The organism is Nostoc sp. ChiQUE01b (assembly GCF_034531255.1).
Classification (GTDB): Bacteria; Cyanobacteriota; Cyanobacteriia; order Cyanobacteriales; family Nostocaceae; genus Nostoc.
This window is the reverse complement of record NZ_JAVRBM010000021.1, coordinates 1-18,129: the sequence shown is the minus strand read 5'-3', so window position 1 is coordinate 18,129 and position 18,129 is coordinate 1. Positions and strand designations below refer to the sequence as shown.

General features: G+C 41.5%; 14 protein-coding genes and 2 pseudogenes. 11 read left to right on the top strand and 5 right to left on the bottom strand.

The window, feature by feature from the left end; all coding sequences use genetic code 11:
* Window positions 1-105 precede the first annotated feature (105 nt).
* Window positions 106-390: pseudogene (locus RMY63_RS15890) on the bottom strand (IS630 transposase-related protein); the annotation flags it as partial.
* Window positions 391-884: 494 nt separating this feature from the next.
* On the opposite strand from RMY63_RS15890, the gene RMY63_RS15885 reads away from it, so the two are divergent.
* From RMY63_RS15885 to RMY63_RS15865, 5 genes are all read left to right on the top strand, one after another.
* The gene (locus RMY63_RS15885) at window positions 885-2,102 is read left to right on the top strand and encodes a hypothetical protein (RefSeq protein WP_322729623.1); all 1,218 of its coding nucleotides are present in this window, start codon (window positions 885-887) and stop codon (window positions 2,100-2,102) included.
* A 318-nt stretch (window positions 2,103-2,420) separates the two neighbouring features.
* Window positions 2,421-3,119: a hypothetical protein gene (locus RMY63_RS15880; protein WP_322729622.1), complete on the top strand. Its 699-nt coding sequence runs from the start codon at window positions 2,421-2,423 to the stop codon at window positions 3,117-3,119.
* Window positions 3,120-3,208: 89 nt separating this feature from the next.
* Entirely contained in the window at window positions 3,209-4,153 is a 945-nt protein-coding gene (locus RMY63_RS15875; RefSeq protein WP_322729621.1) for a hypothetical protein, read from the top strand.
* Between the two features lie 49 nt (window positions 4,154-4,202).
* Window positions 4,203-4,628, top strand: coding sequence for a hypothetical protein (locus RMY63_RS15870; protein ID WP_322729620.1), 426 nt, complete (start codon window positions 4,203-4,205; stop codon window positions 4,626-4,628).
* 381 nt (window positions 4,629-5,009) lie between these two features.
* Entirely contained in the window at window positions 5,010-6,113 is a 1,104-nt protein-coding gene (locus tag RMY63_RS15865; protein ID WP_322729619.1) for a TIGR03032 family protein, read from the top strand.
* A 188-nt stretch (window positions 6,114-6,301) separates the two neighbouring features.
* Here RMY63_RS15865 and RMY63_RS15860 read toward each other — a convergent pair whose 3' ends face one another.
* Window positions 6,302-6,736, bottom strand: coding sequence for a hypothetical protein (locus RMY63_RS15860; RefSeq protein ID WP_322729618.1), 435 nt, complete (start codon window positions 6,734-6,736; stop codon window positions 6,302-6,304).
* Between the two features lie 142 nt (window positions 6,737-6,878).
* Window positions 6,879-9,944: a valine--tRNA ligase gene (locus RMY63_RS15855; protein WP_322729617.1), complete on the bottom strand. Its 3,066-nt coding sequence runs from the start codon at window positions 9,942-9,944 to the stop codon at window positions 6,879-6,881.
* A gap of 58 nt (window positions 9,945-10,002) precedes the next feature.
* On the opposite strand from RMY63_RS15855, the pseudogene RMY63_RS15850 reads away from it, so the two are divergent.
* Window positions 10,003-10,155: pseudogene (locus RMY63_RS15850) on the top strand (GxxExxY protein); the annotation flags it as partial.
* A 381-nt stretch (window positions 10,156-10,536) separates the two neighbouring features.
* Here the strand turns inward: RMY63_RS15850 and RMY63_RS15845 are convergent.
* Complete coding sequence (locus tag RMY63_RS15845) at window positions 10,537-11,835, bottom strand: MFS transporter (RefSeq protein ID WP_322729616.1); 1,299 nt, start codon at window positions 11,833-11,835, stop codon at window positions 10,537-10,539.
* A gap of 305 nt (window positions 11,836-12,140) precedes the next feature.
* Here RMY63_RS15845 and RMY63_RS15840 point away from each other — a divergent pair, with 305 nt between their 5' ends.
* The 4 genes from RMY63_RS15840 (at window position 12,141) to RMY63_RS15825 (ending at window position 15,757) form a co-directional block, all read left to right on the top strand.
* A complete protein-coding gene (locus RMY63_RS15840) occupies window positions 12,141-12,638 on the top strand; it encodes a DUF4365 domain-containing protein (protein WP_322729615.1) in 498 nt (165 codons plus the stop codon).
* Window positions 12,635-13,171, top strand: coding sequence for a hypothetical protein (locus tag RMY63_RS15835; RefSeq protein ID WP_322729614.1), 537 nt, complete (start codon window positions 12,635-12,637; stop codon window positions 13,169-13,171). Before RMY63_RS15840 ends, RMY63_RS15835 begins: the two co-directional genes overlap by 4 nt.
* 345 nt (window positions 13,172-13,516) lie before the next feature.
* Window positions 13,517-14,782, top strand: coding sequence for an AmpG family muropeptide MFS transporter (locus tag RMY63_RS15830; RefSeq protein WP_322729613.1), 1,266 nt, complete (start codon window positions 13,517-13,519; stop codon window positions 14,780-14,782).
* Window positions 14,783-14,797: 15 nt separating this feature from the next.
* A complete protein-coding gene (locus tag RMY63_RS15825; protein WP_322729612.1) occupies window positions 14,798-15,757 on the top strand; it encodes an N-acetylglucosamine kinase in 960 nt (319 codons plus the stop codon).
* 26 nt (window positions 15,758-15,783) lie between these two features.
* Here the strand turns inward: RMY63_RS15825 and RMY63_RS15820 are convergent, their stop codons facing one another.
* A complete protein-coding gene (locus RMY63_RS15820) occupies window positions 15,784-16,524 on the bottom strand; it encodes a dienelactone hydrolase family protein (RefSeq protein ID WP_322729702.1) in 741 nt (246 codons plus the stop codon).
* Window positions 16,525-17,147: 623 nt separating this feature from the next.
* Here RMY63_RS15820 and RMY63_RS15815 point away from each other — a divergent pair.
* On the top strand, window positions 17,148-18,050 hold the full coding sequence (locus RMY63_RS15815) for an AraC family transcriptional regulator (RefSeq protein ID WP_322729611.1): 903 nt from the start codon (window positions 17,148-17,150) through the stop codon (window positions 18,048-18,050).
* Window positions 18,051-18,129 lie beyond the last annotated feature (79 nt).

Here is an 18,129-nt window from a genome sequence, read left to right as displayed (position 1 = left end):
AAAATAACGCAACAGATATAGCAACCGCCCGATTTTCTTCAGCCCTCGTGAGATGGTGCGTTAGCGTAGCTCGCCGTTCGCGTAGCGTCTCGTAGAGAAGGCATCGCTAATATCACCCTCCCACAGTTCGGCCATCTCCGCCTGAGTTTTGTCCCCGTAGGTTTCTACGAATGCTCGAAACTTCTCCCAGTCAGTGATTTTGTGCTCATTACCCCGATGTGTTCTGACTTTGGCATTAAAGTCACACGTTTCCCTCCGACGCTGAAACCATGTATTGATAGTATTACGACTGATGTTGAAGAATTCACTGGCTCAAGAGCGCTTCATCCCATTGAGTTCAATCGCCTCTATCACTTTTCGTCGTAGGTCATAACTGTAAGGGTTTGCCATAGGAATGCAGAAATTAATCACCTCTCTATATATTCTACGTCCTAACTGAAATGGCGACTGCTATACATTTCAACATTTCTGCAACAAACTAAATGTATCCTTAATGCTCGGCTTTATATTTATTTTTTTATTTAAACTCTTTCATTACCATTTACTTCAGATTAACTTCATAAAGTTTCTTCTTCTAATTCAATAGATGCTATTTTTACAATCTAGTAAATATTGGGTTATCACATACTCGATAAGAGGATACATTTATCTTAATGCTTTCTGATTGCTCAACCTTAGCCCTGCAATCAAGAATTTATTTTCAGTTTCTAGTTAAAACATTGTTTCCATAAAATCTTCACGAAACAGCCTTGAAGTATTACATACGTAATCTATTGGTGACAATTTTAGCTGTGGTTTTGGTCTTTTTCGGGATAATGTCATTAAGCTATACGCTAATCAATGTGATGGCGCGTAAAAAATTAAAAATTTAGAGGGTAAGCAATATGACATTTTTTGAATCAAATGAAAGCAATTTCTTTGAAATAGATGGTATCCATTTAAGAATCTGGGAACCCAATCTTATAGTGTTACCTATCCCGGAGAATCGCTCTGATTCCAGTATCTCTGTAGAAATTGTGGAAATTAAGGTTTACCTAATCAATAACACGCCAAATCCTTGTCATCTCAATCCCAATCAAACCTTAATTCCAGAGCTTTTGACATCAGATGGTCAAGTATTACAAGGGCAAATAACTTTAGATGAAGCTGTTGATGAACTTCAAAGGAACATACCTCCCCAGGCAGCTTTTGGAATTTGGTTGAGGCAGTTCGTATCAAACTTAGCCCAATGGCTAAAGCGAAGTGAGACTATAGTATTTGCTCCTCGTTTAATCAATTCGGGACTACGCATACCTCTTACTTTGGCTCTAAGGCTGATTTGGCAAAATAACCATCTGCAACTTCAAGTTATTAACAGCCCTAACTCTTTATCAAAAGTTTTTCGCTTTCTTGACAAAACTTGGTTTTTCAATATTCCCCAACCAGAATCGTATCAGCTTCGGTTTATATGGGGTAATTATGGTGAAAGTGAATCAAGCTTAGACCCGCCAACAGAAGAAACAGTGAGTGCGGTGCAATTGGCGACTCAATTCGTGAATCTTCGCTTAATTGAACCCGTGGTATCTCATAACAGTGCAATAGAAGTAGATGGTATCCACTTTGAAACCTTGATGCCAGAACGAGTGTTGATACTGCCAGAAAAAAAGCGCGGTATTAAGACTCGTATGGAGTTAGGGATTTGCATTACTAATAATACGTCCACGGCAGTCCGCTTTAGCCTTTTTGCTACTATAATTCCCCAACTTGTGGGAGCAGATGGTCAACTACATTTCCAAGGGTATTATCGGCGTGGTACTAAAAGACCATCAGAATCTGATTTTCCACTAGTTATGCCAGGAGAGAGTTTCACCTTATTTCCATACAGCGAACTCTCTTGGCGCAAGCTTGACCCGTTTACCCTAATAATTGAAGCGGGTGATGGTGGCTACTGGAATTTGGATGGACTTAAGGCGGGCATTTATCAAATTCAGCTTGCCTACAACAACAAATATACAGTGCAAGAAATAGAAATATATGACAGAGAAAGTCTGAATACGAACTTAATAGAAGGTCTTTGGATAGGGATGGTGTCTACACCTAAAATAGAGTTTCGTTTAGTCTAGCCTTGAACTTAAACGACATCAAAACTGCTATTTGCAAAGATAGAAACACTATTTCAAGGTAGTTAATATTTACAAAAGTTACAATCATTTCCACTAGTTAAGTCTGAGCATCTCTCTTACGTAGTCGCTCCTATCTTCATGAAGACCGTCCAAGATAACCAGACAATCTTATACATTTCAATAAGACCAACAAACAAAATGTATCCTTAATGCTCGTGCAAAATTTATGTGAAGCCTCATACTGAAATCTAGTTTCTATAAAACCCTCTAAACTTCAGTAAATATCTCATGCGTCACTCAAGAGCAATAGTTTTAGCTGTGGTTTTAGTCTTTTTTGGGATAATGTCATTAAGCTATACGCCAATCAGTGTAATGGCGCGTAAAAAAGTAGAAGCTGAAAGGATACCCAACATGTCATCTTTTAAATCAAACAGTAATAATACTGTTCAAGTAGATGGAATTCAATTTGAAACGGTGATGCCTGAGCGTGTACTGCGAATTCCACCAAAGCAGTCTGATGCTAAAACTCAGGTTTGGTTTGGCATTCATATCACTAATAATACAGCAAAACCTTGTAATTTATTACTCTTCACAGCGCGTCCAGAATTCCTCCAAGTAAACAAACAAAAGGTACCACAGTTTGGGCCTATTGCTAACACATCTGCATCTCCAGAATTATCTGATTTTAAATTATTGATGCCTAGAGAAAGTGTGACTTTCTTAGTTAAAGGATATTTTGAATGGTTTGAAAATGAACTGAAGTTTACGTTTATGAGAAAAGATGCTACCTACTGGTGGTATGGCAATTTTGAATCTGGTACATACTCGATTAATGTCATATATGAAAATCCTTATCCTGGCTGGGAGCAAGCTAGTTGGGGAGATGGAATTATTTTTTTAATGCCAATGCGAAAGCTGCCAAGAAACAATTACCTACCACGTGAGATTCTAAAAATAGAAGATGTCTGGGTGGGTGAGATATTTACTTTTCCTCTTGAGTTTCGCCTTATCCAATAGTGAATTGAATTTTAATTATAATTTCGCTCTATTTGGAACGCAAACAAAACTGTTGTTTTGCGGTCAATCACTGTGTCAAGGAGATAAAAATGCAGTCAAGACAATATTTCATTGCTGTGTTAGCAACAACGTTTTTAGCCTTATTCCATACTCAGTCTACCCATGCTGTCTCTATTACCTATGACACAGATATAGAGAACCACATCAACTTTAACAAAGTTCCATATAGAGAAGGAAACAGAGAGGGTCAATCATGGGTAAAAGAGGAAGAGAATGTTAGAGTCCTTCAACGAGGTGGAACACCCGGATTGAGACGCTTATTACAAGAGCAATTTCCAGACTGGACATTTCTTATTGCACCTCCTAAAGAAGGGAACCAAAGCCTTAAGGGTGAGTTCAGGGTTAAACAATATTATGCTTGTGGTAATCTTACCAACTGTGGCTCTCCTTCAACTTTTCCTGTCCTTGGTGGAGTTGGTGCGTTGTTTGATGTGGACTTTATCTCAGGAGAGAGCGACCCTCAGTTTCCAGACCGCCTTAATTGGATTCAGCGAGTTGTGAGTAATCATTCTGAGGAGCCACGTCCGTATGGTGCACATAATTTGAAAGAAGACAGAATAGATATTCAAGACAGAACAGACAGTCCATACTATTTTCCGACAAGAAATAACCCCAATTTCTTTTTCCCCACTTTTTATGACAGACCATACAGACCTGATGCCGAGAATAGCCATTATTGGAATGCCGAACTCTTCCTGGTTCGTGAACTTGGAAATCAGACAGTCATGATTTATGATGGGATATCCTGGGGCTGGAGAAATCAAACAAAGCGTCGTCGTGAAGATTATTGTCCAGTTAAAAGTATTAGCAGTGATGATAACTGTTCCTATTATTATTTTTCTGACAATCTATCCTCAGGTTATGAAGAAGATACATTTCAGCTAAAAGAACTTACTCCAGGGAAAAAATTTTATGCCTATATTGACAATGACATACCTGGAAATCGATGCAATCCAAATACATTACATCGATAATGCACCTTTGATTAGATAAATTACATCAGACCGAGTTTATCTGTGGGAAATGGCCAACCGGGGAATTAGTCAGCGTCCTTTACTCGGATGGGGAATGAATGGTTTCGGCGCAGTTTATCCCTATGTGCGCTACGGAAGAACAATAGCCAAAGTGATTCGTTTGGATGATTTTAGTTTCGACTACCAAGATAAAAAGGGGCAAATACAAGCGGCACAACTACCCACAACCAAAGCGCACAATCTAATTTTGGACACAATTTTATCCGTAGGATTACTGGGGATGGCATCCTACCTTACCCTGTTAGTATGGTGTCTGTGGCAGGTTATCAAATCACCTTACCGTGGAATTGAAGCAGTCTTTATTGCCTACCTCGCTTTTACGTTGACCTGGTTTGAGTGCGCCCAATTTACCCATCTAGCTTGGTGGTCGCTCAGTATATGTGGAATGTCCCGTGTCCCGAAAATCACACCTTAAAACCGCTCCCATCATCTGTTTGCTGTGTCTATTACTGGGCAGCACCCAGTCAAAGCCAGAGTCAGAATGGGTCAGGGTATGACCTGGAAATAAAACAAATTGTCTGTGGACTGGATGCGGCTCTTACTAGTGTTACTAGTCTAGCTGGCACGGGACGAAGCAGAAAACTCAAGAAGTGATTCTTGGGAATCCCCTCCGTTTTACAAGGGGGAGGATGTCAATGACAATGATGGCACGCCTAGTGGTCTGTGTCATTAATTCTAAAAGATTTGTAGTTGGTGATTTCCCGCTCAATTTTAAGAGCTAGAGCCACTGAGTATATTTTGTATTTAACTAAGTCTAAAGTTCCTCAACAAATTTGAAATTTAATTCAACTGATTTATGTTGTCTACTTTTCCCAATACTGCCCCAGAAGAGAATAACTTAATTCAATGTGATGCCGATCAGGGATTTATCTCCTGGCTGAGTCAAGCTGGAGGCTCAGTTGCCATCACCACCTACCAAGCCGGAAAACTAGCACTAGTAGGCTGGAATGGGGAACAGATAACCATGCTGTTACGCCAATTTTCCAAACCAATGGGATTGGCAGTGAATGGTTCACGTCTAGCACTGGCTAGCCATCACGAAGTCTGTTTATTAGCCAATGCCCCTGTATTAGCTTATGAGTTTTTAGAAGATCAGCCCGGACGCTACGATGCCCTCTACCTGCCACGGATGGCATATTTCACAGGCGACCTGAACATTCACGACCTGGAATTTGGCAGAGAAGGGCTGTGGATTGTCAATACCCGCTTTTCGTGCCTTTCTGCCTTGAGTCCAGACTTTAGCTTTGTACCGCGCTGGCATCCCAAATTTATTTCCCAAGTAGTGCCAGAAGACCGTTGTCACCTGAATGGGTTAGCGATGGTGGATGGCAAACCCAAGTATGTGACTGCCCTCGGTGCGACAGATACTGTCGGAGGATGGCGACCGGGCAAAGCTAACGGTGGGGTGGTGGTGGAAGTAGAGAGCAATGAAATTATTGTAGATGGATTATCAATGCCCCATTCCCCAATCTGGCATGACGGGTTTTTGTGGTTACTCAACTCTGGTGCAGGGGAAATATGGCGCATTCATCCAGAATCAGGAGATAAACAAGTAGTCTGTGTACTGCCTGGATTTTTGCGGGGTTTGTGCTGCGTGGGGTATTACGCTCTAGTGGGACTTTGCCAGATTCGGGAACGGCATATTTTCGGAGGGTTGCCCATTACCCAACGGTTTGAGCAGTTGCTCTGTGGCGTAGCAGTGGTGGATTTGCGAAATGGGCAGCAGATGGGGATGTTGAAGTTCAGCACAGGCTGTCAAGAACTTTATGATGTGCAGTTTCTTGCTGGTGTACAGCGTCCGATGGTTTTGAATCAGGAACGAAAAGAAATCCGCCAAGCATTTACTGCACCAGAGTTGAATTATTGGCTGCGACCGAGTGCGGTGATTTCTAATGACTAAGGAATTTTACTCTTGGAGATGATACTATCTTTGTTTCCAAGGCAGAATTCGCACTTAGCCAATCTCAGAATACTACGCTCAATGCCAATTTGTTCCGACTTGGGACTAGTGCGACAACAGCAAGCGATCGCTTCATCTATGATCAAACTACCGGTAATCTTTTCTTTGACGCAGATGGGGTTGGTATTTTAACTTTCCTCTTGGGGATAACCATTTTTATCACGTTTGAGGCTTTCTTCTAAGGCTTGAATTTGTTCACGACGAGCTTCCAATTCCAAAGAACGCCGCGCTAAGTCTTGGTTTTGCAACGTCAGTGATTGTCGCCAATGTTCTGCTCGCTCGGCTTCGTGCTGCAAAAATTCTGGGGTAATGCCGATGGTAAGGTAGCTTTGTACCAGATGCAGTACCCAGTTGGTGGCATCTTCTAGTTTTTCAATGTCGCCTGTAGAAGAAAGTTCCACTAAAACAAGCAAGTTCTCACTCATAATCTTTCCCTTTCCTAAGAGAATGAAAGCCTCTTCAGGAATTATCGCCCACAAGTTATCAGCTTCTTGACGCGCCAACAAGCGTAACTGGTGCTGGTCTAAAAAATCGTTTTTACGCACCTGGGCTAGATATAGCATGAGAGTCGCTTCGCTCCAATTAAAAATTAAAAATTAAAAATTAAAAAAATTTAATAAAAAAATAAGTGCTATTGATATTTGGATCTTGTTAATTGGTAATGGGTAATTGGGAATTATTGACACTCCCTATTACCCATTACAGTTATCCTAAGCCACACAGGCGATCGCGCAAAATTTCTGCTTGTTTTTGTGCTTCTGCTAAGGCATCACGCGCTCCCTGTACCACATCGGCTCTAGCTTTATCCACAAAGCTAGGATTGTTTAATCTGGTACTCAGAGATTGAATTTCGGCTTCAGCTTTGCTCAAGCTTTTTTCTAGTTTGGCACGGACAGCTTCAATATCTACTACGCCGCTCAAAGGAATTAGCACTTGTATTGTACCAATCACACCTGCGATCGCATTTTCTGATTCTTGTGATTGTTCTAATTCTTTCTCCGGGAAAAAGCGTCTCCATAAACTTTGTCTTGCTTGAGCAGTGAGTAAATTTTGGCTAACAAACCAAGCTATGTAACCAAAACCAACTAGTTCAAAGAAAGTTCCGACGATGGGAATGTCATCAATGGCATTTCCCGCAGCTAAACCCACTCTACCAAAGACAATGGCTACGATAATTAAGCCAATTGTCTTCAAAGCCCTCTGAGGTTTTTTAACAGCAACAGTTTGGCTTTTTTCCTTTTCAGTAATGGTTAAAGTCTTAACCTTCGCCAAATCTTTAATGTAATCTTGTCCAGCAGTGAGAATTTCCCGCTCCTTCTCGCTTTGGGTTTGCAAATTCGCTGTCACTTTTACCCCTGGTTTAATATCCGCCTCAGCCCGCAAATTCCGAATTGTGCGGATAGTACCAATTAGTAATTCAAACTGTTCTTCTAAAGCTGGATCAATCAAGTTTGCATCTACCTGGGGATATATTTGTAACGGTAAAGTTTGCGAGGAATCTGCTGATTGTTGCGTGAGAGTTTGCCAAATTTCTTCGGTAATATGAGGCATGAAGGGATGAAGCAGTTTCATAATTCCTTCCAGTATATAGCCGAGGGTTTGCTGTGCTACCCGCCGCGATACCGGATTGGCATCTGCTTGCAATCTGGATTTCACTAGTTCAATATACTGATCGCAGAAATCACCCCAAATAAACTCGTAGAGTCCTTTTGCTGCTTCTCCTAAACCGTAATTATCGATGTAATTGGTGGTTTGTTTGATAACTTGATGATACCGCGAGATAATCCAGCGATCGCTAAGTTCTAGCGAGGGATTAGGGATTGGGGATTGGGAAGAGTCTTTCCCAGTCACGCCAGTTCGCTCAACTGAGGACGCCTCCGCAGGCGACTGGCTCCCCAGTTCCAATTCCCCAGTCCCCAATCCATCCAAATTCATCATCACAAACCGGGCAGCATTCCACAACTTATTTGCAAAATTGCGGGATGCCTCTACTGATGCTGATTCATCCTTTTTGCGATCGTATTCTAACCGGATATTTTGTCCAGCCCCCGCAACTTCCCTAATTAGGGTATACCGCAGGGCATCAGTACCATATTTGTCAATTAATAACAACGGGTCAATACCATTACCTTTGCTCTTTCCCATCTTTTGACCTTTTTCATCCAGCACCAAGCCGTGGATGTAAACTGTTTGGAAAGGCATTTGTCCAGTAAAATGCCCAGCCATCATGGTCATTCTGGCTACCCAGAAAAAGATGATGTCAAAGCCTGTCACCAAAGTGGTAGTTGGGTAGTAAGTCGCTAAATCCTGAGTTTGTTCCGGCCAGCCCAAAGTTGAAAATGGCCAGAGTCCAGAAGAAAACCAAGTATCTAGCACATCTGGGTCTTGTTCTAGCTTGACATTTTCGCCAAATTGCGCTTTAGCTTTTTTCCAAGCTTCAGTTTCCGATTTCGCTACTACAAACGGCGTGTTATCGGTAATTTGTTCATCCGTTTCACTAACAGCGTACCAAGCAGGAATTCGGTGTCCCCACCATAATTGGCGAGAGATACACCAATCAGTGAGTTTTACTAGCCAATCACGATAAACTTTTGTCCAGCGTTGGGGGACAAACTCTGGGGAATTTTGCTGGTCGAGGAATTCGAGAGTGTTGTCAGCTAGGGGGCGAATTTTGACGAACCACTGAGTCGAGAGGAGGGGTTCAATGGGTACTTTACCGCGATCGCTGTAAGGAACGGTATGCTTATAATCTTCTATCTTCACCAAAAAGCCATCTGCTTCCAGGCGAGAAACCACATTTTTTCTAGCAACAAAGCGGTCTTGTCCTTGAAACTCCCCAGCATTGGCATTGAGAGTGCCGTCTTTATTCATAATGTTGATTAACGGCAGATTGTGACGCTTACCCATGTCAAAATCGTTCAGGTCATGGGCGGGAGTTACCTTCACGCAACCTGTGCCGAAAGTGGGGTCAACAAATTCATCGCCAATTATCGGAATTTCTCGTTGTAGAATGGGCAGAGTTACAGTTTTGCCGATGAGATGTTTGTAGCGATCGTCATTGGGATTAACCGCTACAGCCGTATCGCCCAGCATCGTTTCTGGTCGAGTTGTCGCCACCTCCACAAAACCGGAACCATCGGTGAGGGGATAGCCCAAGTGCCAGAGATTTCCATTCACCTCTTGGTTTTCCACTTCCACGTCAGATACAGCCGACTGAGAAGCGGGACACCAGTTAACTAAATATTCCCCACGATAAATTAAGCCTTCCTCGTAGAGGCGAGTAAATGCCTCAACAACAGCTTTAGATAAACCCTCATCCAGGGTAAACCTTTCCCGTGACCAGTCCACCGAGACCCCCAAGCGTCGTAGCTGATTCAGAATCGTTCCCTCAGACTCCGCCTTCCATTGCCAAGCGCGTTCTAGGAAATTCTCGCGCCCCAACTCGTAGCGAGTCTTACCCTCTGTCTTGAGTTGCTTTTCCAGCATAGTATGCACAGCGATGCTGGCGTGGTCAGTTCCGGGTAGCCACAGGGTATTACGTCCCTGCATCCGGTGGTAACGCACGAGGGTATCAATTAAGGCACTTTCAAAAGCGTGACCCATGTGTAAGCTACCGGTGACATTCGGCGGGGGAATGACGATGCAGTAGGGTTCGCCGCCTTTATTGGGGTCAGCTTTGTAAACTTGGTTGTCTTCCCAGAATTTTTGCCACTTGGCTTCGGTGGAAAAGGGGTCGTAGAGACTGGGGAGATTGGGAATGGTTGCGGTCATGGGGGAAAACTAAGGAAGGACTCTAATAAATTTTGCCACAGGGTTGGAGAGGGTTTATATGGAAACGAACCGCAGAGGCGCAGAAAACGCAAAGGGAAGAGAGGTAGGAGAGGAAATAAATCGGCTTACGGGCGAGGTGATTGGGGCGGCGATTGAGGTGCATCGGGTATTGGGGCCAGGGTTTTTGGAGGAGGTGTATAAGGAGGCGCTAATTATAACAGTCGAAGCATAGGTTAGGACTATGTTGGTTGCTGAAATCTTTGATAATACTGAGTTTCTACTCAGTACTCAGCACTCAGCACTCAGCACTTTGCACTCAGCACTCAGCACTTTGCTATATAACGTGAGTTCGACGGATAGAAAAGCCCAAAAAGCTTGCTAGATAGGAATTTACTTAACAGGGCAGGCGAAGTGCGTGCGATGCCTGCGGTGGGCTACGCCTACGCTACGATTGATTGAGAATCAGCAAAAAAGACTTCAACGGAATCTCAGGGGATTTAAATTACCGAGAAAGGTTTTAGCGATTACATTTTATTCCTGACCTTTCCTTAACCGAGCAGTATTGACAGAGGTACTAGCCTTTGTATCAGCTTCAGATATTATCGAGTCGCTCTAGAAAAGAGTCATGACGCACTATCAGAGTGAGAATTCCACCAACTAGCAGTGCTGCTGCCATTAAAAGCAGCCCTCCGGTAAAACTATTAGTGGCATCTTTAACTAAGCCGATAACGTAGGGAGCAACAAATCCTCCCAAATTGCCTACCGAGTTAATTAACGCTAAGGAGCCAGCAGCCGCTGTACCACTTAAAAAAGCAGTAGGTAAAGTCCAAAATGGCCCTAAAGCTCCCCAAATTCCCAGTGCTGCCAACGAAAGGGATGCTAGCGCAGTCACAGGCTGATGAAAGTAAGCACTCAAAACTAGACCAAATGCGCCAATAAAAGCTGGGATAGCCACATGAGCGCGGCGTTCTCCAGTCTGGTCTGAGTGGCTACCAACAAAAACCATTCCAATCGCACCTACCAGATAGGGAATAACCGAAAGAAATCCCACCCACAGGTCACTTAATCCAGAAAAACCTTTAATAATTTGTGGCAGCCAGAAACTAATACCATAAAGACCAATTACTAACGTGAAATAAATCAGGCTCAGTAACCAAACTTTAGGATTGACAAGAGCTTGGAGTAAGGTGTAACTCTTGTGGCTAGTTTTGTGTTCGTCTTCTAGCCGTAATCTCTCCTGGAGCCAGAAACGCTCCTCTACTTCCAACCATTGAGCTTGCTCTGGACGGTCGCATAGATAACTCAGCACCACAAAACCCATAATGATGGCGGGTAAACCCTCTACTAAAAATAACCACTGCCAACCCGCTAATCCCATAATTCCATGTAGAGTCAGCAGCAGACCAGAAAGGGGCGCTCCCACAACTCCAGCTATCGCAGTTGCTGTCATAAATAAAGCTATGGTTTTAGCGCGTTGAATTGTTGGGAACCAATAGGTGAGGTAAAGAATAATCCCAGGAAAAAAGCCAGCTTCGGCAATTCCTAATAAAAAACGCAATAAGTAAAAGCTTAAAGGGCTTTTGACAAACATCATACTTGCGGCAATTACGCCCCAAGTTATGACAATCCGGGCAATCCAAACCCTAGCACCAATTTTTTCTAGGATAAGGTTACTGGGAATTTCAAACAAAAAGTAGCCCAGGAAAAAAATCCCTGATCCTAAACCATAGATTGTGGAACTAAAGCCCAAATCGTGATTCATTTGCAAGGCGGCAAACCCGACATTAACCCGATCCAAATAAGCAATGATATAAAGTACAAATAACAAGGGAATGAGCCGCCGAGTTACCTTGTTTAATACCTTTCGTTTGAGCGTTTCATCTGATGTCATCTCAGTTGTCCGAGTTTATCCCTTGCGGTTGCTGTTATTTTAAAGTCAAGCGATCGCCTTTGACCAAGGCAAAGTTTCGTCTACGTTGATTGCTCTACTTCTAAACACAGACTACAGCATCAGATGCAGCTTTGTTACATGAATAGTGGATTTATAATCTTGAACAATCCCGTACCCTCGTATCTATCTGCGACACCTTACTCCCCAAACTATATATCAGGCGAAATCCGCATTAAAGAAGCCGAGAAAATAGCAGCATAGGCAATGTAAACTCAAAATTGCATCAAAAATAAACCTAATTATTAGTGAACATCAATCAACAGAAAGAACAATTTAGCAACGCATATCTTCAATGCATCACCAGTGTTGCAGGTTATTCTCTCTATAAACCAGCCGTAGACGACGATAGCGTAGATTGGGGAATAGCAGCTACAGGTCTTATGGGACGCATCCGTGCGCCTCGCTTGGAATTGCAGCTAAAATCAACATCAAGGGATGTTCTCAACGATAAGGCTATCCGCTACCCTCTCAAACTGAAAAACTATAATGATTTACGAATGGTTGACTTTGCCGTTCCTAGAATCTTAATTGTAGTTTTACTTGCCGACAACTTAGACGAGTGGGTGCAACAATCAGAACAAGAACTTTGTATGAGGTATTGCGGCTATTGGTTATCGCTGCGGCTCATGCCAGAAACACAAAATACATCGATTGTAACTGTCACCATACCAAGAAATAATCAATTTACAGTCGCTGCTCTCCAGTCAATGATGCAAGGTATTGGTCAAGGAGTACAACCATGAAAGTTACTATGCAAGATGCGGAAATTATCAAAAATATAGAACCACAACAACTCAAAGAGTATTTGCAATCTCACGGTTGGCACGAAGACCGACCTTTTCTTGATAATGCCACAATCTGGCACAAGCAAGCAGAAAAAGGAGAATTTGAAATTCTGCTACCAAGCACAAAAAATTTAAGAGATTATCTTCCGCGAGTTAGAGAACTGATTGAAACAATAGCAGATTGTGAAAATCTTTCTCACCTCGAAATTTTAAGTGAATTTATTCAAAATTATCCTCATCTCAAAATTCAAGGCTTTGTCACGCAAATTGCTACTCCCAACGCAGATAAATTAAGTGGCAAAGTTACCATTGTTTGTCCAGTTTTTGAGAAATTACGCCAAATCAAAACTGAACTGCTCGACCATGATTATATTTTAGCAATAAAATCTTATCAAGAACGCTTACCTGTAAGATGTACGGGTGATTTAGTTAAAGAAAATAATATTTTTATTTTGAAAAATCCACAAGAATTTCAAATTGAGAATATTTAAATATCATTAATTCCCCTTCTCATTGTACTGGAGAAGTCGTGAATAAATATACGACCCTAAAATTTACCTTTTAGTGAAACTGATAAATCTAGCATTTTGTGTATAAATTGTGTATCAAAAGACACTTTTAATCAGTCATAATAATCATTAGCCAGAACAGAAAGCCAATAATATAAAAATGAGCGATTTTACTGAATCTGTTGTGGAAGCTGCAACTCTCGAATGGTTTGAACAATTAAACTAGCCCTTCCATTAACTTTAACGTCCCCCTCCTCAAAGACGGCATCAAACGTATTATCCTCTCTTAATCTCTCTGCGTTCTCTGCGGTTCGTTAACCCAAACCGATGAAAAATCAAACAACTTCCCCTTGGACATTCATCCCCACCCTATATTTCACCTCCGGCATCCCTTACATCATCATCAACACAGTTTCCGTAATCTTTTACAAAAAACTGGGAATAGATAACACTCAAATTGCCCTGTGGACAAGTTTTCTCTATCTACCTTGGGTCATCAAAATGTTTTGGGCCCCAATTGTCGATACTTACTCTACCAAACGCAAATGGATACTTTATACCCAATTTGCCATGTTCTGCTGCTTGGGTTTGATAGCCTTCTGTTTACAAGTGCCAAATTTCTTTTTCATCTCCCTAACAATATTAACAATAGGAGCATTTATTTCTGCAACTTATGATATTGCCACAGATGGCTTTTATCTCTTGGCTTTATCTCCAGAACAACAAGCTTTCTTTGTTGGTATTCGCTCACTGTTTTATAGAATGGCTGTCATTTTTGGCTCTGGAATATTAGTAGTCTTAGCAGGTCAGCTTGAATTATCTCTCAATAATATTCCTTTAAGCTGGACTATAACTATTGGCTTCTCAGCTCTAATTTTAGCAATTTTGTTGATTTCGCATCGCCTAATTTTACCCTTACCTGAATCAGATAACCAACGACAAATACAAGCTAGGGAAAATATACCCTTTTGGTCAATTATTAGCTCATATTTTGCTCAAGAGAAGATTATAGCTATTTTAGCGTTTATCTTACTCTACAGACTTGGTGAAGCAATGCTTGTCAAGATAGCCTCTTTATTTTTATTGGACAAACCAGAAGTAGGAGGCTTAGGGCTATCAACATCAGATGTTGGATTAGTCTACGGAACATTTGGGGTAATTTCCCTAATTTGTGGAGGAATTTTAGGAGGTTTGCTAATTTCTAGATATGGATTAAAAAAATGTCTATTCCCTATGGCTTTAGCTTTGAACTTGCCTGATATATTTTATGTATATATGGCTTACACTAAACCTTCGCTAACATTAGTGTATCCCTTGGTTTCCTTAGAACAATTTGGCTATGGTTTTGGATTTACAGCTTTTAGTGTTTATTTAATGTATATTTGCCAAGGTGAATATAAAACTTCTCATTTTGCCATATCCACAGGGTTTATGGCTTTAGGCATGATGTTACCAGGTTTAATTAGTGGTTATCTGCAAAAAGCTTGTGACTATCCATTATTTTTTATTTTGGTTTGTTTGCTGACCATTCCTGGGATGATTGCTCTATTTTTTATACCTTTAAAAGAAGAACCAAAGCGTCAGAATAATTAACATTATTACCGAATCATGAGTTATGTTTTAGGAATAGATGGCGGCGGTAGCAAAACTGTTTGCATACTAATGAATGATTTTTGTCAAGTACTAGGTCGTGGTGAAGCAGGCCCATCTAATTATCAGAGTATAGGTATTGAAGTCACTCTACAATCTATTCAATCTGCAATTCACAATGCAATTGAGGCAGCAATAATTACAAATACTGTGAATATTGACGCGATATGTCTAGGTTTAGCGGGTATAGGTCGCGCAGCAGATATCGAAGTAGTAAAAGGTTTAGTTAAAGAGTTACAAAATAACAAATCTCTGCCTATTACTTGGGCATTACAGCCAGCAAATATTGTAATTTGTAACGATGCTTTAATTGCTTTAGTTGGTGGAATTGGTCAGTCTGTAGGAATCGTAGTTGCAGCAGGTACTGGTTCGATAATTTTTGGACGAAACCATCAGGGAAATACCAAGCGAGTCGGCGGCTGGGGGTATATTTTAGGAGATGAAGGTAGTGCCTATAAAATTGCGATCGCAGGCATGAATGCAGCATTAAAATCTTATGATGGACGGGAAATGTCAACGAGTTTGCTAGAGGATTTCAAACAGCATCTTGATTTGGAAAGTATAGAAGATTTAATAGAAGTAGTATATCGGCGAGAATGGGGAGTTAAACAGATAGCAGCTTTAGCACCAATTGTAGATTTTGCAGCAGCGTCAGGTGATATAGTAGCGAATATCATCATTGATGATGCTGTCAAAGAATTAGTAAAAGCTACATCTACAGTAATTGATGCTATTTTTAGTGCTGACTCAGCTTTAGAAGTCGTCACAACAGGAAGTGTATGGCGAGGTAGATGCAATATCCATGAAAGGTTTGCAGCGTCTCTTGTTAAGAAGTTTCCTAAAGTAAAGGTGATATTTCCGAGATATGAACCTGCTTATGGTGCTGGTTTGTTAGCGTTGCAGACAACTCAAATTTGACGCGAAGAAAGCAATAATATAAGTTTTCACTCTGCAAATATGCGCCCCAAGAAAGTTATTATTTCAGACCAAGCTGCGGTGGTAGCACTAGAATCATAACGATAACCGTCGTCGCGCATGAATGTATGCTCTGCTTCATACAAGAAAACTTGGTGAGGTATGTTAGCATTATCAATTGCTTTTATTATGGTTTGGCGATCGCTCTCTGGTATATGAGGGTCAAGAGTACCAAATACCATTAGCATTTCGCCTTTGATTTCACTTACCCTCTGGATTGTATCGGCTACCTCTTTACCCAGTTTACCACTGGGAATACCAGTAGGGTAACAGCAGACACAAGCTTGAATTTCGCTTTGAAATGCTGCGCGAAAAGCTAAATGTCCACCAATACAAAAGCCGAGAGTGCCTATTTGATTTGGATAAACCGCACTCTCTGTTTTCAGAAATTCAATCACAGCAAGGCAATCGGCATCATAATCAGCTACTGAGGTTCGATGCGCATCGTCATTACCGCGCATCCTTCCTAGATCGTCTGGCTCAATTACTAAACCAACTGGCTCAATTCGGTGAAAAATTTCTGGAGCTGCTACTACATAGCCGTATCCTGCTAAGTAGTTAGCTAGACGAATCATTGCATCGCCTAACTGATAAATATCACTGTAGAAGACAATACCAGGATATTTTCCTGCTGCTTTGGGAGCCGCTACATAAACACGCATTAAGCTGCCATCTACTCTTAAGTCAACATTGCGCTTAGTGATTTGCACTTTTTTGTCTTTGTGTACTGCTGAAGGCATTCATCTGCATCTACACAATACCCGAAGTTTCTCTAGCATTTGGTTACTTTTAACCCACAATTTGGTGTTCTTCTCCCAGTGAAAGTTTATTGCGATCGCCTTAATACACCAATACGGTTCAGTTAAGGCTGAAAATCATGTAAATTAGGCATTGTTACCAAGAATGGAAGTTAAGTATGGTGCATCTCAAGGATTTCTCATTGGTATCTCCAGATATACAAATTTGCCATCGAAGAGGCAATCGCTAATACCAAAACCGAAGAGGAACGCAGGCGATAAGCCTGGGGCATGGCTTCGCTTACCGCTACCAGCACAATTAGTGGTCACTTTGATAATAGCAATGAGTCTTTGGTCTAGAGATAACAGCTTTAATCAAGTCGGCTCAAGGAGTTCTAATTTTTTGACCATCCCTCACAAGGCATGGGGCATGGATTAGCGATCGCATCAACAACTGAAAACCTTACATTGTATGATTTTATATTTTGATGACATTAATTTTTTAAAGCAATAAACAATCTGTTAACTGACAACAATTAACCTCAAGGGCTGATAATTTACCGTTAAAAAAGCTTCAGTGCATTTGGAGGAAAGCAATGAGCAGTAAGACACGCTTAATTAGAGTTGATTTTGCTACAGAAAACTCACTTTCGCTAATTCTCCCACGTCCGTCTCTTGTCTCTAGTCATCAGAAAGGATGGAACGATATTTATGTTGAATATTTATATCAGCCGACTCATGAAACTCCTGAGCATTATCTTAAACAACACGTCCTTTGCATTATGAATGCATACCATCCATTCAAAATAGAGCGGAAGTTGGATGATTGTTTTCATAGCTCGTGGATAGAAAGTCACGGCGGTTTCCTGGTTCCTGCTTATATGCCTCACCAAGTATGGATGCACGGAGATGCGGAATATATCGTTCTTTGCTTTGAACCGGAATTTATTAACCGCACTGCTGGTGAATTAGTTAATACAGATTCGGTGGAGATTATACCTCAGTCTCAGTTCCATGATCCATTAATTCACAGCATTGGGTTGATGTTGAAGGCTGAAATTGAGTCTAGTGAAATGAGTAACCGTCTTTACATTGAAGCTGCGGCAAATATGCTGGCACTTCACCTGTTGCAAAAATACTCTACACAAAAATTAACTATTCGCAAATACCAAGACGGTCTGTCTAATTCTCAGTTGCGACGGACGCTGGAATATATTAACGACCATTTGGCAGAGGATTTGTCTATTGATGCGATCGCTTCCTCTGTCGGCATGAGCATGAGTCATTTTTCACGCTTGTTCAAACAATCTATAGGAGTCGCACCTTGGCAGTATGTCATGCAACGTCGCCTGGAAATTGCCAAGCAGTTATTAGCAATGCCGGAATTATCGCTCTCATCTATCGGTATGCGTCTAGGGTTTGAATATCAGGGACAATTTACGACCTTCTTCCGTAAACATATGGGGATAACACCTTCTACCTACAGAAAATCTTTATAATTTATACGTTAATTTCTATATTTAGCAGGACTTACGCAACTGGCACAAAGCACGGGCAGGTAGACAAGGGCGACAAGGG

Excerpts from the sequence above, each read along its gene's own strand:
- RMY63_RS15885 (WP_322729623.1), top strand. The coding sequence starts at position 885 with ATGACATTTTTTGAATCAAATGAAAGCAATTTCTTTGAAATAGATGGT.
- RMY63_RS15875 (WP_322729621.1), top strand. The coding sequence starts at position 3,209 with ATGCAGTCAAGACAATATTTCATTGCTGTGTTAGCAACAACGTTTTTA.
- RMY63_RS15870 (WP_322729620.1), top strand. The coding sequence starts at position 4,203 with ATGGCCAACCGGGGAATTAGTCAGCGTCCTTTACTCGGATGGGGAATG.
- RMY63_RS15865 (WP_322729619.1), top strand. The coding sequence starts at position 5,010 with ATGTTGTCTACTTTTCCCAATACTGCCCCAGAAGAGAATAACTTAATT.
- RMY63_RS15860 (WP_322729618.1), bottom strand. The coding sequence starts at position 6,736 with ATGCTATATCTAGCCCAGGTGCGTAAAAACGATTTTTTAGACCAGCAC.
- RMY63_RS15855 (WP_322729617.1), bottom strand. The coding sequence starts at position 9,944 with ATGACCGCAACCATTCCCAATCTCCCCAGTCTCTACGACCCCTTTTCC.
- RMY63_RS15845 (WP_322729616.1), bottom strand. The coding sequence starts at position 11,835 with ATGACATCAGATGAAACGCTCAAACGAAAGGTATTAAACAAGGTAACT.
- RMY63_RS15835 (WP_322729614.1), top strand. The coding sequence starts at position 12,635 with ATGAAAGTTACTATGCAAGATGCGGAAATTATCAAAAATATAGAACCA.
- RMY63_RS15830 (WP_322729613.1), top strand. The coding sequence starts at position 13,517 with ATGAAAAATCAAACAACTTCCCCTTGGACATTCATCCCCACCCTATAT.
- RMY63_RS15825 (WP_322729612.1), top strand. The coding sequence starts at position 14,798 with ATGAGTTATGTTTTAGGAATAGATGGCGGCGGTAGCAAAACTGTTTGC.
- RMY63_RS15815 (WP_322729611.1), top strand. The coding sequence starts at position 17,148 with ATGAGCAGTAAGACACGCTTAATTAGAGTTGATTTTGCTACAGAAAAC.